Source organism: Acidovorax sp. MR-S7 (assembly GCF_000400995.2).
GTDB lineage: Bacteria > Pseudomonadota > Gammaproteobacteria > Burkholderiales > Burkholderiaceae_C > MR-S7.
Map to the genome: position 1 here is coordinate 25,729 of NZ_DF238913.1, position 16,244 is coordinate 41,972.

The following is a 16,244-nucleotide window of genomic DNA, read 5'->3' on the forward strand; positions in this document are numbered from 1 at the left end:
TACGCCTGCCACCCATAAGTGTTGTGACGTCACCGCCAGAGCATCCAAGGCACCTCAATGGCGCTGGCGGACCGATGGCTTCATACCACTTGGCAGGCGCTTTTTGCTGAACTACAGGTTGCTCAATCGACTGATCAGTTCTTCTGCTGTATTGGTTGTCAGGCCAGTCTTGCCATCCACAAGGAACAAGGATGGATTGAATGGGCGGTAGAGCCAAGACCGATCATCGACTGCCAGCCAAGGGAACACCGCACGATCATTGGTGCGAAGCCAGGCATTGCATTCAGCCTCTCGCTCATAGCCCAGCAGAGAATTGGGAACATTCTCCAATTCGCAGAACCGTGGTGTCACGCCAACCACCCGGTGCGCCACGTCCGGGGAGAAGCGGACGCGCAGGCCATTGATCGGTACCTGCAGGCGCCACGTACTGCTGATCACCACCTCGCAGTCAGGCACTCTGCGCAGCACCTGCTCGAAGAAAGGCAGGCAGGAGAAGTGCCTGGATTCGTGGCAGAACTCGGGGTGCGTCACCCCATCAAAATCCAGAAAAATCGTACGCACGTGAACAGTATAAGGAGGGACTCAGACCGACAGTGAGCAGCACGCCCCCGTTCTCGCACACCACTCCAATGCTGGAATCGACTGGATGCCAGCCTTCAAGCATCAGACCCCTGCGAGTAATGCTCTGCTGGCGTTACTGCATGAGAATGTGCCCATGGCAACCATGTCAGCAGGCCCCCTTGCCCCCTACATCCCGGCCTCCACCCCCCGCAGCGCAGATGTGATTCTGTACCTGGACCTCGACGGTGTGGTCCACCACGAATCTGTGCTCTGGCACCCCCATCGCGGCATCTACATGAATCCATACGAGGCTCCAGACCATGCGCTGTTTGAGTGGCTTCCTATTCTGGAAGAGGAACTCGCCTCGCACCCCTCCGTGGCCCTGGTGCTGAGCAGCACCTGGTGCATCCGCCCGGGTTATGCCAAGACGCTCCAACGCCTGCCGGAGCAACTGCGCGCGCGATTCATCGGCGGCACGTACCACAAGCGCGTCCATGGAGCCGATCCATGGAACCTGGCGTCGTTCCGCAGCACCCCGCGAGGCATGCAGATCCTGGCAGACGTGCAGCGGAGAAAGCCGCGCCACTGGATCGCCCTGGACGATGACATCGAGGACTGGCCTCCGCTCGTCATCGGCAACTTGGTAGCTTGTGAGGGCACTACCGGACTTTCCAACCCGGAAGTCCGGCGTGAGCTGCGGCACAAGCTGCAGCAAAGTGCGGTCGCGTAAGGCTTGAGCCCGAGCCCTCACGAAGTGCTCGAAAGCTCCGGGCAGTTGCGCCGTATGCGTCCCGTCATCCCGTGTTGACGAGTGCACAGCTACTCTGCGAATGCCATTTAGGCGTTACTAAATTCCCGTGAGCCTATCTCGTTCCTGAGCAGGCAAACTCTCAATTCCGCGCATGAAGTCGTCACTGACACGACCACCAGCTACTACCAGGATTGCCATGACTTTGCTAAATCCATCGGGGCTGCGCGCCGCGTCCTCTGGGCAAGCTCCATCAAGCTGAGAGTTTGGTGCGGCCAGCCACTTGCGCACCTGCTCCCACGATTGGAAGGCTGCGAAGGCGGCTTGATCCAGAGCCGTCAATCGCTCGTAGTCCGGGCTTCCGAATTCGCGGCCTACAGGCGCCATATCAAGCCAAGCCCGGTCTTCACTCGAAGCATGGTACGTTGGGCTCAACCGATGTTTCTGTGGTGTTTTCTTCGGCATGCCTACATGCTACTCGTCGGCCGCAAAGAACTGCCGGGTGAAGCAAGCCGAATGGGCCAGCAATGACCTGCCCACGGCGCGGCCGGTGCATGCCATCGATAGAAGTCAGGTTGATGTAAATCCGACAGGATGTAGGGCTCATAGTTTCAATGATTCAACAATCATTGTATTATCGAGCTATGAATGAATCAGCTGTCGTCCGTTCGCTTGCAGCCCTCGCGCAGGAAGTGCGCCTGCGTGTGTTTCGCGCACTCATCGTGGCGGGCCAGGAGGGCCTCACTCCTGGGGCGATTTCCGAGCAGTTGGGGGTTGCCCCCAACACCCTGTCCTTCCACCTCAAGGAACTGTCCCACGCAGGGCTGGTGACCCAGGAGCGCCATGGCCGAAATCTCGTCTACCGCGCCTCGTTCGAGACCATGGCCGAGTTGCTGGCCTATCTGACAGAGAACTGCTGCCAGGGCGCGGCCTGCCTTCCCGAGGAAGCGACCTCCTGCAACTGCTGAACGGCCGTCCTGAGGCGATACAGGTACCTACGCCTGTGAGCGCCTGCGCCCCGGCTCCCCATACCACCCCTTTCAACCCTGGAGTTCACCATGAGCGAAGCCCAACAACCCTTGAACGTCCTCTTCCTCTGCACGCATAACTCCGCGCGCAGCATCCTGGCCGAAGCCCTGCTCAACGACATGGGCACAAGCCGATTCAAGGCCTACTCCGCAGGGAGCAGCCCGCGCGAGAACCAGCAACCCAACCCCCTGGGCCTGCAGGTGCTGCAGAGCGCTGGCATCCCCACAGAGGGCCTGCGCAGCAAGAGCTGGGATGAATTCGCAGCACCCGGCGCACCCCATATGGACCTGATCATCACCGTCTGCGACAACGCGGCGGGCGAGGTCTGCCCCATCTGGCCGGGCCACCCCGCCACGGCGCACTGGGGATATGCCGATCCAAGCGAAGGCGACGGTACCGAAGCTCAAAAGCTCGAAGCCTTCCGCCAGACGCTTCATGCCATGAAGCGCAGGCTGGAGTTGCTGGTGAGCCTGCCCGAGGACAAGCTGGCCAAGGCAGTGCTTCAGACCTCCGCCCGCCAGCTGGCTGCGAACTGAAGGCCGCGATGCAGAAGTCCGGCATGAGCGTGTTCGAGCGCTATCTCACGGTATGGGTGGTGCTGTGCATCGTCGTGGGCATTGGCCTTGGCCAACTGTTCCCCGGCGCGGCCCAGGCCATTGGCGGCTGGGAGGTGGCGCGAGTGAACCTGCCGGTGGGCCTGCTCATCTGGGTGATGATCATTCCGATGCTGCTCAAGGTGGATTTCGCCGCCCTGGGCGAGGTCCGGCACCACGTGCGGGGCATCGGGGTCACGCTGTTCGTGAACTGGCTGGTCAAGCCGTTCTCCATGGCCTTCCTGGGCTGGCTGTTCATTCGCCAGTGGTTTGCCCCTTACCTGCCCGCAGACCAGCTCGACAGCTACATCGCCGGGCTGATCCTGCTGACGGCTGCCCCATGCACGGCCATGGTGTTCGTGTGGAGCCGCCTGACGGGGGGAGATCCCCTGTTCACGCTGTCGCAGGTGGCGCTCAACGACAGCATCATGATCGTGGCGTTCGCGCCGCTCGTGGCCTTCCTGCTGGGCCTGTCGGCCATCACGGTGCCCTGGGACACGCTGCTCACCTCGGTCGTGCTCTACATCCTCATCCCCGTGGTGCTGGCCCAATGGCTGCGCCGGGCACTGCTGGCGCGAGGGGAGGCAGCGTTTGAAGCTGCGCTGCAGCGCATGGGGCCCTGGTCCATTGCGGCGCTGCTGCTCACGCTGGTGCTGCTGTTCGCGTTCCAGGGCGAAGCCATCCTGAAGCAGCCCTTGGTCATCGCGCTGCTGGCCGTGCCGATCCTGATCCAGGTGTTCTTCAACTCGGCGCTGGCCTACTGGCTCAATCGCATGGTCGGCGAGAAACATGCGATCGCCTGCCCCTCGGCATTGATCGGCGCTTCCAATTTCTTCGAACTGGCCGTGGCCACTGCCATCAGCCTGTTCGGGTTTCACTCGGGCGCGGCGCTCGCCACCGTGGTCGGGGTCCTCATCGAAGTGCCGGTCATGCTGCTGGTCGTCAAAGTCGTGAACTCATCCAAGGGCTGGTATGAATCCTGATCTTCCCAATGTCGATGCCGACCCGCTGGAACAGGTCGATCTGGAGCGGCTGGTGAACCAGTGGACGGGAAGAAATTAGGACAGATTTACCAAACCCGATTGGGCGCAAACAGCCGGGCTGTCACCCTTGAATCACATTTAGGAACCCGACGGCGAAGTTGGGGAGCGCACGAGGGCGTCCTTCAAAAGAGTCAGGGTTAACCCCTGGCTCTTAACGGGACGATTTGCACGGAAAGTGAGATCACCCCGTTTCGGATTGCTCAGCGCCCCTTCATGGATCTCGCGCCGAATCTCCATCCCGACGACCAAGAAGAAGATCGTCATCAACGCGTCGTTGATCCAGAAATGAAGAGCTTGGGAGAATATCCAGTTGCCAAGCCCAATCGACAGCGGTGTGTGCCAGAGCGCATGGTAACTGGGAGCCAGTGGCGAATTAGCCCAGATCAGAGCAATCGCTGCGGCGATGAGCAGCACGATACCGCTGACAGCCTCGATATGTAGGAAACGGTCGAAAGTCGCGAAGGCGCGTTCGGCCAACAGTTGGGCACGCGGCAGGGCCTGCCGAGAAAGGGGTAGATTCATGATCGCGAAAACTCCGCGCGGCGGCCCGACCTGCGCATGAACCTGTTCGCTGCTCCATGCAGCCAACACCCGGCACGTATTTTACGTCGCGGTCATCAGACCATGCTCAACAGTTCTGCGACATCTTGCTCTGCAGCACTCGTATGTGCATCGCACATACCGGGCAGATGCCTTGCTGAACTAAAGATTGCTCAATCGAGCGCTCAGTTCTTCCGCTGTGGTCGCTGTCAGGCCAGTCTTGCCATTCACCAAGAACAAAGACTGGTTGAACGGGCGGTAGAGCCAAGACCGGTCATCGACAGCCAGCCAAGGGAATACCATGCGATCGTTGGCACGGAGCCAAGCATTGCATTCGGCTTCGCGCTCATAGCCCAGCAGGGAGCCGGGTACGTTCTCCAGATCGCAGAACCGTGGTGTCACGCCAATCACTCGGTGCGCCACATCAGGGGAGAAGCGGGAGCGTAGGCCATCGAGCGGCGCCTGCAGACGCCACGTGCTGCTGATCACCACTTCGCAGTCAGGCACTCTGCGCAGCACCTGCTCGAAGAAAGGCAGGCAGGAGAAGTGCCTGGATTCGTGGCAGAACTCGGGGTGCGTGACCCCATCAAAATCCAGAAAAATCGTACGCACGTTAACAGTATAGGAAGAGGCTCGGACTTCGGATGACCCTGCATGCGCACGTATTCGCGCGCCGTGGAGCGAGATTGCGTCAGCAGTAGACAGGCGTCTGGTCGTCGCTTAATGGTGTGTGGCGCATTTTTGATCATTTGAGATTAAAATTTATCTCATTTGATTTATCAAATGGGAACCAAACATGACAACGATCGCCAGCAAGGACACCACGGCTCCCAAGCTACCCACCGAAAAGGTCATCAAGAAGCCAGCACCCGTGAAGGGCATCAAGATCCTTGTGGCCAGATCCAGCAGCCCAACAAGTCGCGCGCGCAAGCCTCAAGGGACGTCGTACTCTGCGAAGAAATCGGCATCGGTTCCCGCTGCCAATCGCTGGAAACCCTCATACAAGCGCAGCATGGGGGTGGATGCCTACGTCGTGCAGGTGAACGAGGCTACGCCTGATCAGATGGTAGAGATCGAGCGTGAGGGTGTCGCTGGCACCTTCATCGCTGACCTGTCCAAGCGCATGGATTTGCCGTCCTCGCGGATGTTTGCCATGCTTCGCATCCCTCCGGCGACCGCAGCGCGCAAATCTGCTTCCGGGGCGCTTGTGGATGGGCGCGCGGGCCTCGCAGCCGTTGGCATGATCAAGTTGCTGGGCATCGCCCAGAACATCGTGCAAGACAGCACCTCCGACGAAGCCAGGAACTTCGACACGGTGAGGTGGCTGGGCCAATGGATTGAGCGTCCCCAACCGGCCCTGGGTGGACGCAAGCCTGCCGACTATCTTGACACCCCCACTGGGCAGGACATCGTGGCCAAGTTGCTGGGCGCCATGCGCAGCGGGGCCTACCTGTGAAGCTCTGGCGCATTGCAACCGAGACGCGCACGTACCAAGCAGACGATCTGAGTGGCGGCGGCGCAGCCGCGTCACCTGGCCGCTGGAATGACGATAAGCAGCATGTCGTGTACTGTGCGCCGACCATTGCGATTGCCGTTCTGGAGACTGCGGCGCACATCGATGATGCCGGATTGCCCCTGAATCGTTTCCTGGTCGAAATCCAGGTGCCCAGCGACGTGTGGAAACGGCACGAAGTGGCCAAGCTTGCATCGCTGCCTCCAGCTTGGTCTGCCATCCCGGCAGGCAAGGCCAGCGTCAGTTACGGCTCAATCTGGCTGTCTTCGCTGCGCTCCCCCATCCTGCTCGTCCCATCGGTGATCGTGCCCGAAGAGCACGCGGCTCTCATCAATCCTTTGCATCCGGAATCATCCAAGATCACCGCAAAGGTGATCCGGCCGTTTGAGTACAACAGGCTTTTCCGCCGCTGACAGCGGCCTCGCAGGCCTGCGCATCTCCGTGGCACCGATGCGCTAGAGATTTTGGCAAGTGCAGTCGGTCATTGCGACCTGGAGTGCTGGCACTGCCAAACTGCGCCTTCACATCTGCCGGGCCGCGTACGCTGCTGGCGCGTGCAAACGGGCAGCAGCGAGATGGCTGCCTATTGCACGAACCGCAATCCTACGCCAGGCTCTGTAATGATGTAACGGGGCGAGGAAGCATCGTCACCCAGCTTGTGACGTAGCTTCCCGACCAGGATGCGCAGGTAGTGCGCATCCTCTTCGTGGGTAGGGCCCCACATCTCCCGCAGCAACTGCGATTGAGTGATGAGCCGGCCGGGCTGCTGCACGAGCAACGACAGCAGCGCAAATTCCTTGCGCGTGAGCGCCACAGGCTGGCCGTGCAGCCTCACTTCCCTGCCCGCGACGTCCACCCGTAGCACGCCATCGTCATAGACTTGTGCGGCATCCTTGGGAAGCCTGGCGTTGCGCAGCAGCGCGCGCACGCGCGCCATGAGCTCCCCGACGCCGAAGGGCTTGGTCACGTAGTCGTTGGCGCCGGCATCCAGCAGTGCGACCTTCTCTTCCTCCCCGGAGCGCACGGTGAGGACGATGACGGGCACACGCGACCACTGCCGCAACTCCCGAAGGACGTCCCGGCCGTCCCGGTCGGGCAGGCCCAAGTCCAGCACCACGATGTCGGCCCCCTTGCTCGCGAGAAGCGTCAGGCCTTGCTGGCCGGTCTCCGCCAGCAGCGTGGCATAGCCCTGCGACCGCAGGCTGATGTCGATGAACTTGCGGATCTGCGGCTCATCGTCGATGACGAGAACGCACGGCGCCGGTGTTGAATCGTGCTCTTGGCTCATGTCTTTAGTTCTCTGAAGCCGGTCGCTCACCCATGGGCAAGGTAATACGCACGGTGGTGCCATGATCATCCGGTCCCGGCAGGGCCTCGACCTTTCCCATGTGGGCCCCCACGATGCCCTGCACGATCGTCAGACCCAGGCCTGTACCCTGCTTGCCCCGGTCGCCGCGCTCCACACTGTAGAACATGTCGAAGATCCGGCGACGCTCGTCCTCCGGGATACCCGGCCCCTGGTCCGAGATGTCGATGCGCACCGCGCCGCCATCCACCAGCCGCGCATGCACCTTGATCGGCTCGCCCGGCGGCGAGAACTTGGCAGCGTTCTCCAGGACGTTGAAGATCGCCTGCTCAATCAAGGCTGGATGCACATGGACCAGTCCGATCTGCGGATCGATCTCGCTTTGCACCTTCACGTCCGGCGCATAGCGCTGCAGGCGGCGCGCTGCGGAGCCCACCAGCTCGTCCACGCCGATCCAGTCGCGCGACAAAGTCAAGCCCTCCTGCTGGCCCAGCCGGGTCATGTCCAGCAGGTTCTGGATGTAGCGGTCCAGCCGCTCGCCCTCCACACGGATGGTGTCAAGCAGGCTGCTGCGGTCCTCGGGCCCCATGTCCTGGCTGTAGCGCGCCAGGCTGTCGGCGGCGCCGATCATGGAGGACAGCGGCGAGCGCAGGTCATGTGACACAGAGGACAGCAGTGCGGACCGCAGGCGCTCCGTTTCGCTCGTGACGCGGGCGACCTCCAGCTCCGACACCAGCCGGGCGCGCAGTGCCGCCTGGCCGATGTCTTCCGTCATGCTCTCCGCCAGGCGCCGCTGCTCGAAAGACAGGCGCCCCATCGCTGATGGGAAGTGCAGGCCCACGACCCCGATCGTGTCCTGGTCCGAGCGGACCGGCAGGAACCACCACGGGGAGTTCGTGAGCGTGTCGGTGTAGCGCCCGCTCGGTTGTCCATGCTGCTGGCTCCAATCGGCGGCCACCATGTCCTTGTCCGTCAGGTCGCCAGCGGCGGCCACGGGGCCCGACTCGCCGTTGATGCGCAGCCACGCCTGGGCGCTCAGAGTCGATTGCAGCACGGAGGAGCTGGCGGCGATTACCTGCCCCAGGTCCGCTGCCTTGGACAGTTGCCTGGCCAGGTTCTGCATGGCCGTCGCGTGCGTGTTCGAGGCCCGCAGCGACATTACCTGCATACGCAGCCGCGATGCCAGGCGGCCCGCGATCAGTGCCGCGGCCATGAACAACAACACCGTGGCCACACCACGCTGTGCGCTGATGAGGAAGGTGAATCGCGGCTCGATGAACAGAAAGTCGTAGGCGACGAAGCACAGCACCGCGGTGATGACCGCAGCCACCATGCGCGTGCGTGAAGCGACAAGTAGCACGGCGATCAGGAACACTGTGGAGAGATCCTCCAGCCCTACGAAGCGCTCGGCGATGGCGGCTGCCGCGATCGCCCCTGCCGTCGCCAGCGCGATCAACGCCGGCTCCCCTCTGGCCAGCCGTTCACCTGCCAGGTCCTGGAAGCGGCGCGCACGCTGGCGCGCCTGCGGCGTGCTGACGATGGTCAGCTCGTACCGCACCCCTCTTTGCAGCAGCTGCTGTGTCAAGGTGCGGTTGAAGATGCGTGCGATCGGGCGCTCGCGTGTGCGGCCGATCACGATGGAACGCGCGCCGCGCGCGGCCGCGGCATCGAGCAAGGCCTGCGTGATGTCCGTGTTATGCAGTACCTCGGTCTCGCCGCCCAGGTTGCGCGCCAGGGCGAAGGCCTTGTCCAGCTCCATCTGGCGCTGCTGCTCTGCGTGTGCCATCGAGTGGCGCTGCGCTGCCGCGCGGTCCAGATCCTCCGGGTGCAACGCCGCATCGGCGGAATGCCCTGTGTCCACGGTCACCACCGACCATGGCGCGCCGCGGCGCTCGGCAATGCGCGCGCCGGCCCGTACCAGATACTCCGACTGGCCCTTGCCGTCGATGGCGATAAGCACATGGCGCTGGATCGCGATGTCCGCCAGCCCGCGGGCCGTGCGTTTCTCCCTCAGGTCAGCATCCACGTGTTCGGCCACGGTCTGGATCGCCAGCTCGCGCAACGCGGTGAGGTTGGACGGAGAGAAGAAGGCTTGGAGGGCCTGTGCCGCCTGTTCGGGCAGATAGACCTTGCCTTGATTCAGGCGCTCGATCAGTTCCCGCGCCGGCAGGTCAACCAGGCGGATGTCCCTCAGGCGCTCGAACACCGCATCCGGCACCGTTTCGCTGACCCGGATGCCGGTGATCTGATGCACCACGTCGTTCAGGCTCTCCAGGTGCTGGATGTTCACCGTGGTGTAGACGTCAATGCCCGCGTCCAGCAGTTCCTCGACGTCCTGCCAGCGCCGCTCGTGGCGGCTGCCGGGAGCGTTCCGGTGGGCCAGTTCGTCCACGAGCGCAATGGCGGGCTTGCGGGCCAACAGGCCATCGAGGTCCATCTCTTCCAGCGTGCGTTCCTGGTACTCGACCTGCTTGCGCGGCAGTTGAGGCAGCCCCTCCAGCATGGCCTGGGTGTCGCTGCGCCCGTGCGTTTCGATGATGCCGACCACCACGTCGATGCCCTGGCGATGCAGCTCGCGCGCACGGGCCAGCATGGCGTAGGTCTTGCCCACGCCCGGTGCTGCCCCGAGGAACACCGTGAGCCGCCCCGCCGCCTGGCGGCGCAATTCGCCAATCAGAGCATCGGCCTTCTCCGCGTTGTCAGCACCCATGAATGTCTGCCCTTTTTCCGTGTTGTTTGAGCGATGGTCGGCCTTGGGAGACGGCTGGTTTCACAAGGCGCGGCTCACATCCGAGCGATGCGCAACAGGCCTTTGGCCTCGCCGACCAGCGCTTGCGGGGAAGGATAGCCCGCGGTGAACGGCCTGGGTCACAGGCGACACCTCCGCGCAAGGCCATCCCCCGCGCACCAGGCTCGCGGGGGACGGCACCTGCGCGTGGAAGCTTCCAACTCAGCACGGCCAGCGCTCGAAGACTTCTTTGACCTGGATCGGATCCTGGCATGCGTGCAACGCTTTCCTGAAGTCCTGATCCGAGAACAAGGACGCCACATGGGCCAATACATCCAGATGATCCTGGGTCGCTGGCGCCGGCACCATCAGCGCGACCACATCCGACACCGCCATGCCGTCAGGCGTATCGAAGCTCAGCGCGGGCGCCAGGCGCGCATAGACGAGGCGGATGCGGTCCAGTTCCTTCACCCGCGCATGCGGAATGGCCACTCCGCGGCCCAATGCCGTCGAACCCGCAAGTTCGCGGCGCTGCAGCGATGACGCCACGGAGTCGGCGGGCACGTCGTGCGCCACCTCCATGTGCTTGCCGATCATCTCGAAAAGCTCCCGTTTGCCTGTCGCCTGGACTCCCAGAAGAATGTCCCTGGCCTCCAGGTAGCCGCTCAGCGCGCCCATGTCCTGCTTGCCTCTCACCGTCCGGTGGCTGAAACGGTTGCGATGGAGGGCGCAGGACTGGCCGCCAGCGCATCCAAGGCCAGATTCAGGACCAGGACGTTGACACGCGGCTCACCGAACGCGCCCAGCTGCCGGCCTTCGGTGTGCTCCGCCACGAGCTTCTCCACGACCTCGCGGCCAAGGCCCCGAGCGCGCGCCACGCGCGCGATCTGGATGGCTGCCCCCGCCGGGCTGACGTGCGGGTCGATGCCGCCGCCGGACTGAGTGAACAGATCGCCTGGCACGGCCGAGGGATCGACGCCTTCGCGCTGAGCCACGGCCGCACGCGCTTCCTCCAGGCGCTTGCGCAGATCCGGGTTGGTCCGCGCCTGGTTGCTGCCGGCCAGCGCCATAGGGTTGTAGCCGGCCGCCGAGGGACGCGGTTGGAAGTACCCGTTGCTCGCAAAAGGCTGGGACATCAGTTCGGAGCCGATCACCTTGCCACCCTGCTCGATCACACTGCCGTTGGCCGTGCGCGGGAACAACGCCTGCCCGAGACCGACGCCGGCGAGCGAATAGAGAAATCCGAAGCCGGCCAGCGACAGGATCGTCAGCCCGATGGCGCCGCGCCAGGCGCCCCGGTCCACCACCGGGGGAGTGGCTGCGCCGGAATTGCGCGCGTTGGCGGCCAGGGATGCAATCATGGTCATGGAAGAACTCCTCACAGGTTGAACAGGGCCGCCAACACGACGTCGATCAGCTTGATCGCGAGGAAAGGCAGCAGGATGCCACCCACGCCGTAGATCAGCATGTTGTTGCGCAGCAGGTGGGTCGCGCTGGCGGGCTTGAAGCGCACGCCGCGCAGCGCCAGCGGGATCAGCGCCGGGATGACGATCGCGTTGAAGATCAGCGCCGATAGCACCGCGCTCGACGGGCTCGACAGGTTCATGACGTTGAGCGCCGCCATCGACGGGATCGCCGCGGCGAACAACGCCGGCAGGATGGCGAAGTACTTGGAGACGTCGTTGGCCAGCGAGAAGGTGGTCAGTGCGCCGCGCGTGATCAGTTGCTGCTTGCCGATCTCGACGATCGCCAGCAGCTTGGCCGGGTCGGAGTCCAAGTCCACCATGTTGCCGGCCTCTTTGGCCGCCTGCGTGCCGGAGTTCATCGCCAGGCCCACGTCGGCCTGGGCGAGCGCCGGCGCGTCGTTGGTGCCGTCGCCGACCATGGCCACCAGGCGTCCGCCGGCCTGTTCGGCGCGGATGCGCGCGAGCTTGTCCTCGGGCTTGGCTTCGGCGATGTAGTCGTCCACCCCGGCATCAGCGGCGATGCTGGCCGCCGTGAGCTTGTTGTCGCCGGTAATCATCACGGTCTTCACGCCCATCTCGCGCAGGCGTGCGAAGCGCTCCTTGATGCCCCGCTTGATGACGTCGGAAAGCTCGATCACGCCGAGGATGTGGCGGCCGTCGCTCACCACCAGGGGCGTCGCGCCCTTGCGCGCCACGGCGTCCACGCGCGCCTGCAGCTCTGCAGGCACCCGCCCGTCGAGCGCCTTGACATGGCTGCTAATGGCATCGATGGCACCCTTGCGGATCACGCGATCGCCCGGCAGGTTCACGCCGGACATGCGCGTTTGCGCAGTGAAGGGGACGAAGTGCGCGTGCTCTGGATCGACGAGCTTCTCGCCTTTTTCGCGGGCGAGCTTCACGATGGATTTGCCTTCGGGCGTCGGGTCGGCCAGCGAGGCCAGCAGGGCGGCCTGGCGCAACTGCGAGGCATCCACGCTGGCCAGTGCATGGAAGGCGGTCGCTTGGCGGTCGCCGTAGGTGATGGTGCCCGTCTTGTCCAGCAGCAGCACGTCCACGTCGCCGGCCACCTCCACGGCCTTGCCCGACTTGACCAGCACGTTGGCCTGCAGTGCGCGGTTCATGCCCGCGATGCCGATGGCCGGCAGCAGGCCGCCGATGGTGGTCGGGATCAGGCACACCAGCAGCGCCACCAGCAGCACGACGTTGACCTGCACGTCCACGAAGCCGCCGATGAAGGGCAACGTGACAACCACGATGAGGAAGGTCAGCGTCATCACCGCGAGCACGATGCCCAAGGCGATCTCGTTGGGTGTCTTCTGGCGGTTCGATCCTTCGACCAGTGCGATCATGCGGTCCAGGAAACTGTTGCCTGGCTCGGCCGTGACGCGCACGATGATCCGGTCGGACAACACCTTGGTGCCGCCGATGACGCCGGAGCGGTCGGTGCCGGCTTCGCGCAGGACGGGCGCGGATTCGCCTGTCACCGCCGCCTCGTTGATGGTGGCCAGGCCCTCGACGATCTCGCCGTCGGCGGGAATCAGCTGGCCTTCTTCCACCACGACGCGGTCGTCCGGGCGCAGTTCTGCGGCGGGGACGCTGGTCTCATGGCCCGACTTGTCCAGGCGGCGCGCCACGAGGTCCTTGCGCGCGCGCCGCAGGGATGCCGCCTGGCCTCGCCCGCGCGCCTCGGCCACGGATTCAGCGAAGTTCGCGAACACGACGGTGATGAGCAGGATGATGGTTACCGCCCAGCCGAAGCCCGTGCTGGTCCAGCCCGCGAAGGTCGCCGCGGCGGTGACCAGCGTGCCGAGCCACACCACCGCCATCACTGGATTCTTGATGGCGTGTTGGGGCGCCAGCTTCTTGAAGGATTCGATGAGCGCGGGCAGCAGGCCCCGGTCCGCGTCCACCGGTGTTTGAGTGTGTGTCGTGATCATGTGAGACTCCCTTTCAGCGGGCGAGCAGTTGCGTCAGCGCGAGGTGGTCGGCGATGGGCCCCAGGACCAGCACCGGCATGAACTGCAGCAGCGTGAGGATGATGACGATGCCGATGAGCGTCAGCGCGAAGGTCGGGGTTTCGACGTGGAGCGTGCCCGAGCCCTCGGGGGCGCGGCGCTTGGCGGCCAGCATCGCGGCGATGGCCAGCGGAATCACCAGGGCGGGGAAGCGGCCGGCAGCCAGCACGAGTGCGCAGCTGACGTTCCACCACATCGTGGCGTCGCCCAACCCTTCGAAGCCGGAGCCGTTGTTGGCAAAGGCCGATACGTACTCGTAGAAGACCTGGCTGATGCCATGGAAGCCCGGGTTCGAGTTGCCCGTGAGGCTGGGCACCGCCAGCGTCACGGCCGTGAAGCCCAGGATGACCAGCGGCTGCAACAGCACCAGGATGGCCAGCAATTTGACTTCCGGCCCTTCTATCTTGCGGCCGAACAGCTCCGGCGTGCGGCCGGTCATCAGTCCGGCCAAGAAGACGGACAGCAGCAGATAGACGATGAATTGCTGCAGCCCGCAGCCTACGCCGCCCCAGATGGAGTTGATCAGCATATTGACCATCGACACCATGCCGGTCAGCGGCGCGGTGGAGTCCAGCATCGAGTTGACCGAACCGTTGTTCACCTGGGTGGTCACGGATGCCCACAGGGCGGAGGCGTCGGCACCGAGCCGGACTTCCTTGCCCTCCATCAGGGCGATGTCGGCCGCCGTGGCGGAATGGCCCTCCGACCACAGGGACAGACCTACGGACACCACGGACATGGTCAGCATCGTGCCGAACACCATGGCGCCGAACTTCCGTCGGCCCGTGAACGGCGCGATCATGAAGATGATGCTCACCGGAATCAGGCAGATCGCCAGGGTTTCCAGGAAGTTCGACAGGGGTGTGGGATTCTCCGGCGGCACGGCGCTGTTGGGGCCATACCAGCCACCGCCGTTGCTGCCGAGCTGCTTGATGGCGACCATGGGCGCAACCGGGCCCAGCGGAATCTTCTGTTCCTTGAATTCGGCTGTGGCCTCAACGGGTGTTGCCACAGGACCGGCTGCCAGCGTCGCCGGCACGCCTTGCCAGGTCAGCAGTGCCGACCACACCAGACACAGCGGGAGCATGAAGCGAAGCGTGGCGCGGACCACGTCGGCCCAGTAGTTGCCGACATCGACCGCTTCCACCGGTCTAGCCGTCACGCCTTCACCGCGTTCCATGGCCTGGCGGCCGCCGAAGAGGCCGCGCAGGGTGGCCGCCACTATTGCCAGCCCCATCACGGGCGTAATGACCTGCAGTCCAACGATGCCCGTCATCTGCGACAGGTAGGACAGCTGTGCCTGGCCGGAGTAATGCTGCTGGTTGGTGTTCGTCAGGAACGACACCATGGTGTGCAGCGCGAGGTCCCAGCTCATGTTGGGTACGCCGTCGGGGTTGAGCGGGAGCCAGGCCTGGGTCATGAAGATGATCCAGACCACGATGGCCAGCAGCAGGTTGGACAGCAGGAAGGCACCGGCGTAGCCGCGCCAGCTCATGCCCACATGGGGGCGCGTGCCCAGCGCAGCATAGATCGGCCTTTCGATCCAGCCGAACAAAACGTCGCTGCGCATCGGCGCGCTGCGCATCACCGCAGCCAGGTAACGCCCGAACGGCCAGCCAAGCGCGATGAGCAGAATGAGGAGTAGAAGGGACTCAGCCATGAGGAACTCCGTGGATACCGTTGAGACAAAGGGGCAGGACCATCGTCGGCCTGGTCAGAAAGAGGCTTGCAGCGCCAGCTCCGCGCGCGTGCCCGCCATGCCGGGGAACAGCCGCTTGGCCGCCGAGTCGGTGCCGTGCAGCGTCAGGCGTGCCTCGAACGGCGCCTTGAAGGCCCACACGACGCCGACCGAGCCGTGCGTGTAGCTGTCCGCGTAGGCGTTGTCGAGGAAGTAGCGGGCCAGCGTTCCCTCCATCCGCCACTGGTCATTGATTGGGTAGCGCGCGCCGATCAGCGTGTAAGTGCCGCGGGTTTTGCTGGCCATCGCGTTTGTGGAGTGCCCCACCGCCAGCCAGTAGTTGTCGCGCCAGGTCACGGCGGCGTTGACCTCGTTCCAGTTCAGGCCGATGTCCGAGCCGGGGTACTGGTAGCGCAGGTAGTAGACGTCCAGGGCCCAGTCCTGGGCGAGCTTGCCGCTCCAGCCCAGCGCGATGTCGAACTCGCTGGTGGCGCCGTTGTCCGGCTTGAACGTGACGTTGGAGCCCCACACGGAAGCGTATAGGCCCGACCCGTGGGTGTACTTGAGGCCACCCTGGATGGCCGGCTTCTCGAGCGTCTGCGAAGTGCCTCTCCACACGTAGTCCGATGTGAGGCCCGCATTGCCGGTGAGTTGCGCAGTCGCTGTCGAGGGCAGCGCGGCCATCGCCGCGACGCCGACTGTGGCGAAACTTGCCATGAATTTGAATTGCCCGAGGCGCATATTGTTCTTGCAAGCGAATGGCGAAATTGCCAGCCTGCAGTGTTCAATGAGGCCGCGTAAAGAATCCATTCACAAGGGCTGCCTCGGCATAAATTCTTCGTAAATTCTTGGGGCGCTTGGTGCGGTGCTCAAGCGGCGCCAATCGCACTGGCACCTTGAGTGGCAACCTCCTCAGCGGATGTGGGTCCCTGCAGAGCGCGCAGAATTTATGCCGAATTTACGGCGCCCAAATGGGCATTGGGATATGGTCTTCAAAGGATCGAAATTCGAACCTCACCGTATG

General features: G+C 63.8%; 16 protein-coding genes and 1 pseudogene. 6 read left to right on the plus strand and 11 right to left on the minus strand.

Going from position 1 to position 16,244, the window contains the following annotated elements; all coding sequences use genetic code 11:
- Positions 1-111 precede the first annotated feature (111 nt).
- A complete protein-coding gene (locus tag AVS7_RS23615) occupies positions 112-561 on the minus strand; it encodes an HAD domain-containing protein (protein ID WP_024001212.1) in 450 nt (149 codons plus the stop codon).
- 154 nt (positions 562-715) lie between these two features.
- Here AVS7_RS23615 and AVS7_RS08915 point away from each other — a divergent pair, with 154 nt between their 5' ends.
- A complete protein-coding gene (locus tag AVS7_RS08915) occupies positions 716-1,291 on the plus strand; it encodes an HAD domain-containing protein (RefSeq protein ID WP_020228105.1) in 576 nt (191 codons plus the stop codon).
- A gap of 117 nt (positions 1,292-1,408) precedes the next feature.
- On the opposite strand, the gene AVS7_RS23620 is transcribed toward AVS7_RS08915, so the two are convergent.
- Positions 1,409-1,774: an antitoxin Xre/MbcA/ParS toxin-binding domain-containing protein gene (locus tag AVS7_RS23620; RefSeq protein WP_234449989.1), complete on the minus strand. Its 366-nt coding sequence runs from the start codon at positions 1,772-1,774 to the stop codon at positions 1,409-1,411.
- Between the two features lie 179 nt (positions 1,775-1,953).
- On the opposite strand from AVS7_RS23620, the gene AVS7_RS08920 reads away from it, so the two are divergent.
- The 3 genes from AVS7_RS08920 (at position 1,954) to arsB (ending at position 3,914) form a co-directional block, all read left to right on the plus strand.
- Positions 1,954-2,277 carry a helix-turn-helix transcriptional regulator gene (locus tag AVS7_RS08920; protein ID WP_024001215.1) on the plus strand — a complete coding sequence of 108 codons (324 nt, stop codon included), beginning with the start codon at positions 1,954-1,956 and terminating at the stop codon, positions 2,275-2,277.
- A gap of 90 nt (positions 2,278-2,367) precedes the next feature.
- A complete protein-coding gene (locus AVS7_RS08925) occupies positions 2,368-2,874 on the plus strand; it encodes an arsenate reductase ArsC (RefSeq protein WP_024001216.1) in 507 nt (168 codons plus the stop codon).
- An 8-nt stretch (positions 2,875-2,882) separates the two neighbouring features.
- Positions 2,883-3,914 (plus strand): ACR3 family arsenite efflux transporter, encoded by a 1,032-nt coding sequence (gene arsB, locus AVS7_RS08930; RefSeq protein WP_020228108.1) that lies wholly within the window; start codon positions 2,883-2,885, stop codon positions 3,912-3,914.
- 225 nt (positions 3,915-4,139) lie between these two features.
- On the opposite strand, the pseudogene AVS7_RS08935 reads toward arsB, so the two are convergent.
- Both AVS7_RS08935 and AVS7_RS08940 read right to left on the minus strand, forming a co-directional pair.
- Positions 4,140-4,496, minus strand: a pseudogene (locus tag AVS7_RS08935) (Na+/H+ antiporter NhaA); the annotation flags it as partial.
- A 180-nt stretch (positions 4,497-4,676) separates the two neighbouring features.
- The gene (locus tag AVS7_RS08940; RefSeq protein ID WP_024001217.1) at positions 4,677-5,126 is read right to left on the minus strand and encodes an HAD domain-containing protein; all 450 of its coding nucleotides are present in this window, start codon (positions 5,124-5,126) and stop codon (positions 4,677-4,679) included.
- A gap of 184 nt (positions 5,127-5,310) precedes the next feature.
- Between AVS7_RS08940 and AVS7_RS08945 the strand changes: the two genes are divergently transcribed.
- Together AVS7_RS08945 and AVS7_RS08950 are read left to right on the plus strand one after the other, a co-directional pair.
- Positions 5,311-5,970 (plus strand): antitoxin Xre/MbcA/ParS toxin-binding domain-containing protein, encoded by a 660-nt coding sequence (locus tag AVS7_RS08945; protein ID WP_024001218.1) that lies wholly within the window; start codon positions 5,311-5,313, stop codon positions 5,968-5,970.
- Positions 5,967-6,440: an RES family NAD+ phosphorylase gene (locus AVS7_RS08950; RefSeq protein ID WP_020228112.1), complete on the plus strand. Its 474-nt coding sequence runs from the start codon at positions 5,967-5,969 to the stop codon at positions 6,438-6,440. Before AVS7_RS08945 ends, AVS7_RS08950 begins: the two co-directional genes overlap by 4 nt.
- 170 nt (positions 6,441-6,610) lie before the next feature.
- Here the strand turns inward: AVS7_RS08950 and AVS7_RS08955 are convergent, their stop codons facing one another.
- The 7 genes from AVS7_RS08955 to AVS7_RS08985 all read right to left on the minus strand — a co-directional run bounded on the left by AVS7_RS08955 (position 6,611) and on the right by AVS7_RS08985 (position 15,937).
- Positions 6,611-7,315 (minus strand): response regulator, encoded by a 705-nt coding sequence (locus tag AVS7_RS08955; protein WP_020228113.1) that lies wholly within the window; start codon positions 7,313-7,315, stop codon positions 6,611-6,613.
- A 4-nt stretch (positions 7,316-7,319) separates the two neighbouring features.
- Entirely contained in the window at positions 7,320-10,043 is a 2,724-nt protein-coding gene (locus tag AVS7_RS08960) for a sensor histidine kinase KdpD (RefSeq protein WP_020228114.1), read from the minus strand.
- Positions 10,044-10,283: 240 nt separating this feature from the next.
- The gene (locus AVS7_RS08965) at positions 10,284-10,739 is read right to left on the minus strand and encodes a PTS sugar transporter subunit IIA (protein WP_020228115.1); all 456 of its coding nucleotides are present in this window, start codon (positions 10,737-10,739) and stop codon (positions 10,284-10,286) included.
- Between the two features lie 14 nt (positions 10,740-10,753).
- Positions 10,754-11,428: a potassium-transporting ATPase subunit KdpC gene (kdpC, locus tag AVS7_RS08970; RefSeq protein WP_020228116.1), complete on the minus strand. Its 675-nt coding sequence runs from the start codon at positions 11,426-11,428 to the stop codon at positions 10,754-10,756.
- 11 nt (positions 11,429-11,439) lie between these two features.
- Entirely contained in the window at positions 11,440-13,464 is a 2,025-nt protein-coding gene (kdpB, locus tag AVS7_RS08975) for a potassium-transporting ATPase subunit KdpB (RefSeq protein ID WP_034690407.1), read from the minus strand.
- Between the two features lie 13 nt (positions 13,465-13,477).
- Entirely contained in the window at positions 13,478-15,202 is a 1,725-nt protein-coding gene (kdpA, locus tag AVS7_RS08980) for a potassium-transporting ATPase subunit KdpA (protein WP_020228118.1), read from the minus strand.
- A gap of 54 nt (positions 15,203-15,256) precedes the next feature.
- A complete protein-coding gene (locus tag AVS7_RS08985; protein ID WP_024001219.1) occupies positions 15,257-15,937 on the minus strand; it encodes a TorF family putative porin in 681 nt (226 codons plus the stop codon).
- Positions 15,938-16,244: the final 307 nt, after the last annotated feature.

Bases quoted from the DNA above. Each gene is read 5' to 3' on its own strand.
- AVS7_RS08915 (WP_020228105.1), top strand. From the start codon at position 716: ATGGCAACCATGTCAGCAGGCCCCCTTGCCCCCTACATCCCGGCCTCC.
- AVS7_RS23620 (WP_234449989.1), bottom strand. From the start codon at position 1,774: ATGCCGAAGAAAACACCACAGAAACATCGGTTGAGCCCAACGTACCAT.
- AVS7_RS08920 (WP_024001215.1), top strand. From the start codon at position 1,954: ATGAATGAATCAGCTGTCGTCCGTTCGCTTGCAGCCCTCGCGCAGGAA.
- AVS7_RS08925 (WP_024001216.1), top strand. From the start codon at position 2,368: ATGAGCGAAGCCCAACAACCCTTGAACGTCCTCTTCCTCTGCACGCAT.
- arsB (WP_020228108.1), top strand. From the start codon at position 2,883: ATGCAGAAGTCCGGCATGAGCGTGTTCGAGCGCTATCTCACGGTATGG.
- AVS7_RS08945 (WP_024001218.1), top strand. From the start codon at position 5,311: ATGACAACGATCGCCAGCAAGGACACCACGGCTCCCAAGCTACCCACC.
- AVS7_RS08955 (WP_020228113.1), bottom strand. From the start codon at position 7,315: ATGAGCCAAGAGCACGATTCAACACCGGCGCCGTGCGTTCTCGTCATC.
- AVS7_RS08960 (WP_020228114.1), bottom strand. From the start codon at position 10,043: ATGGGTGCTGACAACGCGGAGAAGGCCGATGCTCTGATTGGCGAATTG.
- AVS7_RS08965 (WP_020228115.1), bottom strand. From the start codon at position 10,739: ATGGGCGCGCTGAGCGGCTACCTGGAGGCCAGGGACATTCTTCTGGGA.
- kdpC (WP_020228116.1), bottom strand. From the start codon at position 11,428: ATGACCATGATTGCATCCCTGGCCGCCAACGCGCGCAATTCCGGCGCA.
- kdpB (WP_034690407.1), bottom strand. From the start codon at position 13,464: ATGATCACGACACACACTCAAACACCGGTGGACGCGGACCGGGGCCTG.
- kdpA (WP_020228118.1), bottom strand. From the start codon at position 15,202: ATGGCTGAGTCCCTTCTACTCCTCATTCTGCTCATCGCGCTTGGCTGG.
- AVS7_RS08985 (WP_024001219.1), bottom strand. From the start codon at position 15,937: ATGGCAAGTTTCGCCACAGTCGGCGTCGCGGCGATGGCCGCGCTGCCC.